Annotated in this window: 9 protein-coding genes; 7 read left to right on the plus strand and 2 right to left on the minus strand. The window is 61.6% G+C overall.

Annotation, left to right across the window (positions count from 1 at the left end; all coding sequences use genetic code 11):
• Nucleotides 1-117: 117 nt before the first annotated feature.
• Both thrB and thrC read right to left on the minus strand, forming a co-directional pair.
• Nucleotides 118-999, minus strand: coding sequence for a homoserine kinase (thrB, locus tag AB5758_RS03195; protein ID WP_006234874.1), 882 nt, complete (start codon nt 997-999; stop codon nt 118-120).
• Between the two features lie 201 nt (nt 1,000-1,200).
• Nucleotides 1,201-2,718: a threonine synthase gene (gene thrC, locus AB5758_RS03200; protein WP_368141316.1), complete on the minus strand. Its 1,518-nt coding sequence runs from the start codon at nt 2,716-2,718 to the stop codon at nt 1,201-1,203.
• Nucleotides 2,719-2,822: 104 nt separating this feature from the next.
• On the opposite strand from thrC, the gene AB5758_RS03205 reads away from it, so the two are divergent.
• From AB5758_RS03205 to AB5758_RS03235, 7 genes are all read left to right on the plus strand, one after another.
• Nucleotides 2,823-4,211 carry an aspartate kinase gene (locus AB5758_RS03205; protein ID WP_368141315.1) on the plus strand — a complete coding sequence of 463 codons (1,389 nt, stop codon included), beginning with the start codon at nt 2,823-2,825 and terminating at the stop codon, nt 4,209-4,211.
• Between the two features lie 174 nt (nt 4,212-4,385).
• Complete coding sequence (locus AB5758_RS03210) at nt 4,386-5,411, plus strand: aspartate-semialdehyde dehydrogenase (RefSeq protein WP_368141314.1); 1,026 nt, start codon at nt 4,386-4,388, stop codon at nt 5,409-5,411.
• Between the two features lie 454 nt (nt 5,412-5,865).
• Complete coding sequence (locus tag AB5758_RS03215; protein WP_227790904.1) at nt 5,866-6,444, plus strand: methylated-DNA--[protein]-cysteine S-methyltransferase; 579 nt, start codon at nt 5,866-5,868, stop codon at nt 6,442-6,444.
• 228 nt (nt 6,445-6,672) lie between these two features.
• Nucleotides 6,673-7,356, plus strand: coding sequence for a response regulator transcription factor (locus AB5758_RS03220; RefSeq protein ID WP_161115065.1), 684 nt, complete (start codon nt 6,673-6,675; stop codon nt 7,354-7,356).
• 2 nt (nt 7,357-7,358) lie between these two features.
• Nucleotides 7,359-8,738 (plus strand): sensor histidine kinase, encoded by a 1,380-nt coding sequence (locus AB5758_RS03225; RefSeq protein ID WP_368141313.1) that lies wholly within the window; start codon nt 7,359-7,361, stop codon nt 8,736-8,738.
• Between the two features lie 85 nt (nt 8,739-8,823).
• On the plus strand, nt 8,824-9,525 hold the full coding sequence (locus tag AB5758_RS03230) for an ABC transporter ATP-binding protein (protein ID WP_368141312.1): 702 nt from the start codon (nt 8,824-8,826) through the stop codon (nt 9,523-9,525).
• A gap of 5 nt (nt 9,526-9,530) precedes the next feature.
• A partial coding sequence (locus AB5758_RS03235) for a hypothetical protein (protein ID WP_368155363.1) occupies nt 9,531-9,747 on the plus strand: 217 nt, incomplete at its 3' end.

Below are 9,747 nucleotides of genomic sequence, written 5' to 3' on the forward strand. Positions count from 1 at the left end.
GCAGCGCGAAGGCCCCTTGTCCGTCGCTCCGTAGGAGCAGGACAAGGGGCCTTCATGCGCGAGGACGATTTTGAGGGAACATCCCGACCGTCCCGGACAGGTATATGGGGAGGATGTCTACAGGTACTCGATTTGAGCGCCCTCGGTGTCGCACGTCAGAATGTGCGTGTCACACTTGGGGAACTGCTCGCGCAGCTTGACCTGCAGGAACTTCGCCACGATGGTGTCGTCAGTCACGGCCATGAGGGTCGAGCCCGAACCGCTGATCCAGATGGTCTTAGCGCCTCCGTTAAGGCAGGTGTCGCGCACGGCGTTGTAGTCGGGGATGAGGCGGCGGCGATAGGGCTCCTGGATGCGGTCGTCGTTGGCGGCAGCAATCAGGTCAAGGTCGCCGGTTTCCAGGCCGCGCGTCATGCCGGCGATGCGGCCCATTTGCCATACGGCGGTGGAGAGTGGAATCTCCTGCGGCACAACCTTGCGCGCTTCGCTCGTATGCACCTCGTAGGGCGGAATCACGGTAATAAAACGCAAGCGATCGCTCACCTCGTAGCGCAGGCACTGGGGGAGCGAATCGGTCGGCGTAAAGGAGCAGACGGCGCCGCCCAGGATAGCAGGGGCGACGTTATCGGGATGGCCCTCGACCTCGGTGGCAATGCGGACGAGCTCAGCGCGGTCGACGGTGTGGCCTGTCAGTGCGGCGGCGGCCATAATGCCGGCGACGACGCAGGTGGAGCTGGAACCCAGGCCACGGGCGACGGGCACGTCGGTCTGAATGTCGATAGCAACGGGAAAAGCCGGCTCGCCCCACGCGGCCAGAGCATCGACAAAGCTCACATAGACCAGGTTATTCTCGTTTTGGAACTCCTCGGGGCAGCCCGTGATGGTGAGCTTGTCGGCGCGCTCGAAGGTGAAGTGCGAGTAGAGGCTAACGGCCATGCCGAGGGTGTCGTAGCCGATGCCTAGGTTGGCGCTGGTTGCTGGGACGGTGATTTTGATCATGTGAGTCCTCCTGGGCGGGTCTGGCCGTTTAGTTCGCTGCTCGGGCAGTCCTGGCTCGCTCGGAAAGCACATTAAGTGCTTTCCGGCTCGTGCGGAACTCGCGACGAACTAAACGGCCAGACCCGCTCGCACGCTCGTCATCATCCCGAAAGCTAAATAATTAGAAGGTGCGCCGGCTTTCGCCGGCGCTTAATAAGGGATCTAGTTGGTGCTCATTCGTTTTGCTGCAGACTCGACGTAGCTTGCCATCTCATCGACGTCGCAGACGTCTTCGAAGCGGACGGGCTTGGATTCGAGTTCGGCGAGCTGGGTCGGGGCGACCGTGTTGGTGGCCTGCTCGAGCACACGCATAGCCTCAAAATCATCTTCGGGAACGTCGAGGCCCAGGGCGTCGCAGCAGGCGCGCGGGAACTTGTAGGGGCTGGCGGTCGAAAGCAGCACGCGGGCCTTGGCACCCTCGGCGGGAACGACCTGCTCAAAGACGTGATAGCCGCAGGCGGTGTGCGGGTCGATCACGTAGCCGTTCGCATCCCAGCAACTCTTGATGGCAGCGCGGACCTCGTCCTCGCTGGCCCAACCGCAGCCAAAGACGCTCTGAATCTTTGCCAGCAGGTCGGCGGGAACCTCGTAGCGACCAGTCTGTGCCAGCTGCTCCATAAGGCCGGCAACGAGTTCGCAGTCGCCATCGGACAGGAAGTAGAGCATGCGCTCGAGGTTGGAGCTAATAAGGATGTCCATCGACGGCGAGATGGTCGTGAAGAACGGGCGGTTACGGTCGTAAACGCCGGTGGTCAGGAAGTCGGCAAGCACGTTGTTCTTGTCGCTCGCCACGACGAGCTTGGCGACGGGCAGACCCATGCGCTTGGCGTAGTAGCCGGCCAAGATATCGCCAAAGTTGCCGGTCGGTACGCAGAACTCCACGGCGTCGCCGGCCTCGATGGCGCCGGCGCGCAACAGCTGCGCATAGGCGGCAAAGTAGTAGACGACCTGCGGTACCAGGCGACCGACATTGATGGAGTTGGCGCTCGAAAGCACCGTGCCGGCAGCCTCCAGGTACTCGGCAAGCTCCTTATCGGCAAAGATGCGCTTGACGGCGCTCTGGGCGTCGTCAAAGTTGCCGCGGATGCCGCAGACGGCGACGTTATCGCCCTCCTGCGTGGACATCTGCAGATTCTGCACGCGGCTGACTTTGCCCTCGGGATAAAAGACGGTGATGCCCGTGCCCGGCGCGTCGGCAAAACCGGCGAGTGCGGCCTTGCCGGTGTCGCCCGACGTGGCGGTGACGATCATGATGCGCTCGGCGCCGCCGTCCTTGGCGGAAGTGCGGGCCATCAGACGGGGGAGCATCTGCAGGGCAACGTCCTTGAAGGCGCTTGTGGGGCCGCCAAAGAGCTCCATCACATAGGTCTGAGGGGCGTCAGCGCCCGGCGCAGCGTCGAGTTTGACGAGCGGCGTAACCTCTTCACTCGCGAACGTGCCGCGGTATGCCTCGTCGACACACGCCGAAATTTCTTCGGCCGTGTAATCATTCAGTAACATTCCCAACACATCTTGAGCGATTTCAAAGTACGATTTATCTGCAAGCGAGCTGATATCGACCTGCTGGGTGCCGAGCTCGTCCGAGACAAACAAACCCCCGTCGGGAGCGATGCCGGTACGGATTGCCACCTTACTTGAGCACGATAAAGTGCGTCCTCGTGTACTATGATAAGTTCCCATATAACACTGCTCCTCGGATGCCTTGGTCCCAATCGGTGAAACCATGGTATCAGAGCGCGCAAAATAGGTTCGCAGAGGCTTTTTAGAAAGGTAACCTCCAGCCCATGATTAAGATTGCCAAGTTTGGCGGCTCGTCGGTCGCCGATGCCGAACACTTCAAGAAGATCAAGGCCATCGTCGATGCCGACCCTGCCCGCCGTTTTGTGGTGGTTTCCGCCTGCGGTCGCCGCTTTAAGGGCGACACCAAGGTGACCGACCTGCTCTACCTGGTTAACGCGCACGTTAAGTATCACGTGTCGTGCGAGGAGCTGCTCGAGGACATTGGCCAGCGCTATTTTGATATCGCTGACGAGCTGGAGCTCACCTATCCCATCCGCGAGGAGTTCGCGGCCTTTGCCGAGCGCGCCCGCTCGGGCGGCTACTCTACCGAGGAGCTCGTGAGCCGCGGCGAGTACTTTACCGCTCGCCTGATGGCCGAGTACCTGGGCCTGCCGTTCCTGGACGCCGCGACGGTTGTGGCGTTCCATCACGACGGTAAGCTCAGCATGAATCGCACCTCCGAGCTGGTGCAAGAGTACGGTCAGCAGGGCGGCTTTGTTATGCCCGGTTTCTACGGCGCGACGCGTGAGGGCCAGATCAAGCTGCTCGACCGTGGCGGCGGCGATATTTCCGGCTCGATTCTGGCCAAGTGCCTGGGCGCTGATCTGTACGAGAACTGGACCGACGTCTCGGGCTTCTATTCTGCCGATCCGCGCATCGTGCCCGAGGCTCAGCCCATCGCCCGCGTTACCTACGAGGAGCTGCGCGAGCTTTCGTACATGGGTGCAAGCGTCCTGCACGAGGAGGCCGTGTTCCCCGTACGCGAGGCGGGGATTCCGCTAGTCATCAAGAACACCAATGCGCCGCAGGACCCCGGCACCATCATTAGCGAGACGGCTGACGAGGGCGAGGCAGAGCCCATTATTACCGGCGTGACCGGCAAGCGCGGTTTTGTCGCCATCAACGTGGCCCGCGACCGCACCAAGCCCCGCGTTGGCTTTATGCGCCGTGCGCTTTCGGTCTTCGAACGCTATGACGTTTCCGTCGAGCACATGCCCACCGGTGTCGACCGCTTTGGCGCCGTGGTGCAGGAGCGGGACGTGCACGACTCGCTGTATTCGCTTGTGGGCGACATTCAGCAGGAGGTCGAGCCGCTTGAGATCGAGGTCGTTGAGGGTCTGGCGCTTATCGCGACCGTCGGTCGTAACCTGCGCGGCCGTGCAGGCATCTCGGGCCATCTGTTTGGCATGCTCGGCCAGGCCGGCGTGAGCGTGCGCATGATTTCGCAGAGCTGCGACGAGATCAACATCATTATCGGTGTCGAGGAGAAGGACTTCGACCTGGCGATTCAGACCATTTACCGTGCCTTCTCCGACGAAAACGGTATTGTGAAGGTCTCCGACTTGGAGGCTCCCGAGCCGGTCGATCCCGCTCTGGCCGCGCTCCACAAGTAGCTGCTATCTCGGTGGATTTTTGGGATAAGTGCCAAAAATCAACTGCGGGGCGTTTCGTTTCGGTTTCGTTTCGGCGGGGCGGGTTTCGTGCCCGCCCCGTTCTTGTATACACTGGCAACAATTATCGGCCTGCTCGGTGTGCGGGCAAAAGCCACAACCTTAAAAGGGGGAAGCATGAAACAGTACACGGTTGCTATTTTGGGCGCGACGGGAGCCGTGGGCACCCAGGTGCTCGAGTGCCTCAATGAGCAGGAGTTTCCGGTTGGCAAGCTCAAACTGCTGGCGAGCGCGCGTTCTGCGGGCAAGACCGTTGAGTTCCGCGGCGAGCAGATCGTGATCGAAGAGGCTTGCCCCGAGGCCTTTGAGGGCTGCGACATCGTACTCGGCGCTGCCGGCGACGATATCGCCAAGGAGCTGCTGCCCGAGGCCGTCAAGCGCGGCGCGGTCGTGGTCGACAACAGCCACGCCTTCCGCATGGATCCCGAGGTGCCACTGGTCGTGCCCGAGATCAATGCCGACGACATCAAGTGGCACCACGGCCTGATCGCCAACCCCAACTGTGCGACCATCATCGGCTTGGTTCCCACGTGGCCGCTGCACCAGCTCGCCGGCGTGAAGCGTATGATCGTCTCGACGTACCAGGCGGCTTCGGGTGCTGGCGCTCCCGGTATGGCCGAGCTTGAGGCCCAGCTGGCCGCCCTGGGCCGTGGCGAAGAGATTCCCGAGCCGCGCGCTTTTGCCGCCCAGTTGGCGAGCAACCTGATTCCGCAGATCGGTGGCGTTAAGGAGGAGGGCTTTACCTCCGAGGAGATGAAGCTGCAAAACGAGGGCCGCAAGATCATGCACCTGCCCGAGCTGCGCGTGAACTGCACCTGCGTACGCGTGCCCGTGCTGCGCTCGCACTCCGAGAGCATTACGCTCGAGTTTGAGCGCGACATCACGGTGGAAGAGGCCCGCGCTGCGCTGGCTGTCGCTCCGGGCGTGAAGCTGGTTGACGACATGGGCGCCGAGGATGCACACGACCGCTTCCCCATGCCGATGGACACCTCCGACCAGGACCTGATTTGGGTCGGTCGCGTACGCCGCGACATCTCGAACCCCGAGGCTGCGCGCGGCATCACCTTCTGGTGCTGCGGCGACCAAATCCGTAAGGGCGCGGCAACCAACGCCGTCCAGATCGCTAAGCTGCTCTGCGAGTAAGTTGACCTGTCCGGCGGGGACCGGGCTTAGTTTTCAGAACGTCCTCGACCATGTGTGGCGCCTTGTCCTGCTCCTTCGGAGCCGCGGACAAGGCGCCACACTGGTCTGCGGAGTGTTCTGAAAGCTAAGCCCGGCCCCCGCCTGCGGTGACTCGGCTGCGAGCAGTCTGCGATGGGGCCGTTGTTGGTTGGGGCCGCTGGGCTGATGTGGGGGGCGCGCGGCTGTTGCGGGCCCTGGTCCCGGCGGCGGCCTCGGCGCTTCGCGCCTGCCGCCTTTGGGGACTGTGGGGCGCGGCCGGCAGCTGCGGCGCGTTGCGCCTGCTGCCTGCGGGGACTTTGGGGTCGTGCGGCAGCTGCGGCGCTGCGCGCCTGCTGCCTTGGGTGACTTTGGGGTCGATTGGGGTTGTCTGCACAATTCGCGGTATTATGTTGCGGAGTTTTGAAAGGAGCCGCTGGTGGTCACGACGACGTTTGCTTCGCCTTTGGGCGAAATCTTGCTTGCCGCTGATGGCCGCGGTCTGACGGGACTTTGGTTTGAGGGGCAGGAGCATTTTGGCTCCACGCTTCTCAAAGAAGATCCCGAACATGTTGAAGGCGCCGATGCAGTTTCTGGTGCTGGCGGCATGTCGTCGGTGAGTCCGGCAAATGGTGCGGCGTCTTCGGTGCTTGAGCGTTCCTGGGCTTGGCTGAATGCTTATTTTGCAGGGCAGGAACCTCGGTTTACGCCGCCGTTGCATATGATCGGCACGGCGTTTCAGCGTGAAGTTTGGTACGAGCTGCTTTCTATTCCGCGTGGCGAGGTCGCTACGTATGGCGAGATCGCCCAGCGTGTTGCGGCTCGACATCGTGTACCGGGAAACGAGGCGCCCGTTGTGTCTCCCCGTGCCGTGGGGACTGCGGTTGCACGCAATCCCATTTCGATTATCGTGCCGTGCCATCGCGTGGTTGCCGCCGATGGTTCGCTCAACGGATATGCCGGCGGGCTTGACCGCAAGGAGTGGCTGCTTCGGCTTGAGGGCGCGTACGAGGAATAGTGCCCGAGCTCTTTGCATGATAAAGGTGCCGCGAAAGGGTGAGTTGCTGTTCTATCGTCTCCGGCGTGCGGACAAGCGTTTGACATCTGCGCCTTAAGTTTGGCTAAGCCATATCCTGCGTATTTAAAAACGCGCAGGTTGAGCGGCTAAGGCTGCGCTAAGGCGGTTGACGGTGCGCTATCATCGGCAGTATCGAAACCTGTATAGCCGTGCGCCAAAGGAACAACTATGAAGCTGATGCTTGCCGAGGACGAACCCGGCCTCTCCCGCGCCCTTACCGCGATTCTTCAACATAGCGACTACGAGGTCGATACCGCGCTCGATGGTCTGACGGCGCTCGAGTATCTGCTCGCCAACGACTATGACGCCGCAATTCTGGACATCATGATGCCCGGCATGGACGGTATCGAGGTACTCAAGCGCACACGCGCCGCCGGTAAGCGACTGCCCATCATCATGCTCACGGCAAAAAGCGAGGTGTCCGATAAGGTCGAGGGCCTGGATGCCGGTGCCAACGACTACCTGACCAAGCCGTTCGCCGCCAAGGAGCTGCTCGCACGCATTCGCGCCATGACGCGTGCCGCGACGGCAATTGACGCCACGACGCTCAGCGTGGGCAACGTGCGCCTCGACACGGCATCGTGCACACTCGTGGGCCCTTTGGGCGAGGAGCACCTGGCCAATCGAGAGTTTCAGCTTATGGAGCTCTTTATGCGCAACGCCGGCACGCGCATGCCCACCGAGCGTTTGATGCTCGAAGTTTGGGGTGAGGACGCGCCCGAAGGCGCTAACGTGGTGTGGGTCTATATCTCGTACCTGCGCAAAAAGCTGACGGCGCTTGGTGCCAACGTGGCCATCCGTGCATCGCGCAACCAGGGCTATTCGCTCGAGGTTGTTGAGGAGGGCGAATAGGCGTGAGCGCGAGTGCGTGGTGGAAGCGCACGACGGCAAAGCTCGGCATGGGCGCGGACTCGGGTAATCCGGGGCGCGCCGATGCTGCCAGTGCAATGGGACGTCGCCTGCGTCGTAAGTTCATCCTGGTTGCCATGGGTGCCGTGACCGCCGTGCTTACGCTTATCATCGCCGGCATCAATATCGTCAACTACTCGCATGTCTGCAAGATGGCCGACGCTCGTCTGGACTATATCTTGGCGGGCAAGGACGGCATCGATTGGACGGATGAGCCCAAGACCGATCTCGGCGAGGATGTGGGCGCCGGTAAGACCGCTGCCGGTGACAGGGTGGTCATGCGCACCGGGCACTTCGAAGGTATGACGGCGGAGTCTCCCTTCGACACGCGCTACTTTACGGTGTCGATTGCCGGTGGGCAGGTGACCGATGTCAACACGGCCCGCATTGCCGCGGTGGGTGCCAAGCGTGCTGCACGCATCGCTGCAGGACTATATTCCAAGGGTTGGACCTCGGGCTTTTCTGGTAACTACCGCTATACGGTTACGGTTCAGGGCGACGAGACCACCTATGTGTTTGTGGACTGCTCGCGCGAGCTTGCAAGCTTTCATTCGTTTTTGAGCGCGAGCGTGGCGATTAGTTGCATTGGCTGGCTGGCGGTGTTGGCAATTGTGGCGGGTGCCTCGGGCGCGGTGATTCGGCCGATGGTCGAGAGCTACAGCAAGCAAAAGCGCTTTATTACCGATGCAAGCCACGAGATCAAGACGCCGCTGGCCGTGATTGATGCCGCCAATGAGGTGCAAGAGATCGAGAGCGGCGAGAGCGAGTGGACGCAGAGCATTCACGAACAGGTTGCACGGTTGACGGCGCTCACGGAGCGTCTGGTGTTTTTGGCTCGCATGGACGAGGGTTCGGCGGGCTTTACCATGATATCGATCGATCTTTCGGAGGCAGTGGACAAGGCGGCGTCGCCGTTTGAGTCGGTGGCGGTTTCGCGTGGCAAGCGTCTGTCGACGTCGATTGCGAGTGGCGTGCGGGCCCATGCCGATGCTGCAGCGGTGGCGCAGGTGGTTGAGCTGCTGCTGGATAACGCCACGCGCTATGCGAGTGAGGGCAGTGTAATTGAGTTGAGTCTGCGTGCCGTCTCACGCGGTGCAGGCAAAGGTTCGGCCGAGCTTGTCGTTTCGAACGCCGTGGACGAGCTGCCCGAAGGCGACCTAGATCGATTGTTCGACCGCTTCTATCGTGCGGACGTGTCGCGCAGCTCCAAGACGGGCGGCTCGGGCGTGGGCCTATCCGTGGTGCGTGCCATCGCCGAAGCCCATGGTGGGAGCGCTTCTGTCTGCGGCCACGGCAACCAGATCACCTTCACCGTCCGCCTCTAAAACCTGCCAAAATGAACCTGTCCCTTTTTGGTCGGTGCGAAATGGGTAATACTAAAGAGTTATCCGACCAGATGGGAATTAATCGATGGCCTATATCGAATTCAAAGACGTCATCAAGGCATACGGCGAGGGCGACGCCCGCATTCACGCACTCGACGGCGCGAGTTTTACGGTCGAGCGCGGCGAGCTCGCCATCATTTTGGGTGCTTCAGGCGCCGGTAAAACGACGGCGCTCAACATCTTGGGCGGCATGGACACGGCAACTTCCGGCACCGTGACGGTGGACGGGCGCGACGTGAGCTCCGCTAACGAGGCGCAGCTCGTGGAATACCGCCGCGCCGACGTCGGCTTTGTCTTCCAGTTCTACAATCTGGTCCCCAACCTGACGGCCCTCGAAAACGTTGAGCTCGCAGCTCAGATTTGCCCCGATTCGCTCGATGCCGAACAAACGCTTCGCCAGGTTGGCCTGGGCGAGCGCCTGAGCAACTTTCCGGCACAGCTTTCGGGCGGCGAGCAGCAGCGCGTGTCCATCGCCCGCGCACTGGCAAAGAACCCCAAGCTGCTTCTGTGCGACGAGCCCACGGGCGCGCTCGACTATAAAACCGGCAAGCAGATCTTGCAGCTGCTGCAGGATACCTGCCGCAAGCAGGGCATTACGGTCATCATCATCACGCACAACTCCGCGCTCGCGCCCATGGCCGATCGCCTGATTCGCTTTAAGAGCGGCCGCGTGGAGAGCGAGACGGTCCAGCAAAATCCCGTGCCTATCGAGACGATCGAGTGGTAGCGCCCATGGATCAGGACCGCCAAAACAGCCAACGCCGCGACGCGCAGAACACGGAGCGCGAGCAGGATTTTACGACCTACCGCACTGCCCAAAGCTCAAACGATATGGTGCCGACGGTTTTTCGCCGTGGCATCTACCGCACAATCCGAGGCAGTCTTAAGCGCTTTTTGTCAATCGTGGTCATCACCGCGCTTGGCGTGAGCGTGATGTGCGGCCTTAAGG

The sequence above is a fragment of the Collinsella aerofaciens genome (assembly GCF_040926405.1).
In the GTDB taxonomy this organism is placed as follows: Bacteria; Actinomycetota; Coriobacteriia; order Coriobacteriales; family Coriobacteriaceae; genus Collinsella.

Bases quoted from the DNA above. Each gene is read 5' to 3' on its own strand.
- thrB (WP_006234874.1), bottom strand. From the start codon at position 999: ATGATCAAAATCACCGTCCCAGCAACCAGCGCCAACCTAGGCATCGGC.
- thrC (WP_368141316.1), bottom strand. From the start codon at position 2,718: ATGGGAACTTATCATAGTACACGAGGACGCACTTTATCGTGCTCAAGT.
- AB5758_RS03205 (WP_368141315.1), top strand. From the start codon at position 2,823: ATGATTAAGATTGCCAAGTTTGGCGGCTCGTCGGTCGCCGATGCCGAA.
- AB5758_RS03210 (WP_368141314.1), top strand. From the start codon at position 4,386: ATGAAACAGTACACGGTTGCTATTTTGGGCGCGACGGGAGCCGTGGGC.
- AB5758_RS03220 (WP_161115065.1), top strand. From the start codon at position 6,673: ATGAAGCTGATGCTTGCCGAGGACGAACCCGGCCTCTCCCGCGCCCTT.
- AB5758_RS03230 (WP_368141312.1), top strand. From the start codon at position 8,824: ATGGCCTATATCGAATTCAAAGACGTCATCAAGGCATACGGCGAGGGC.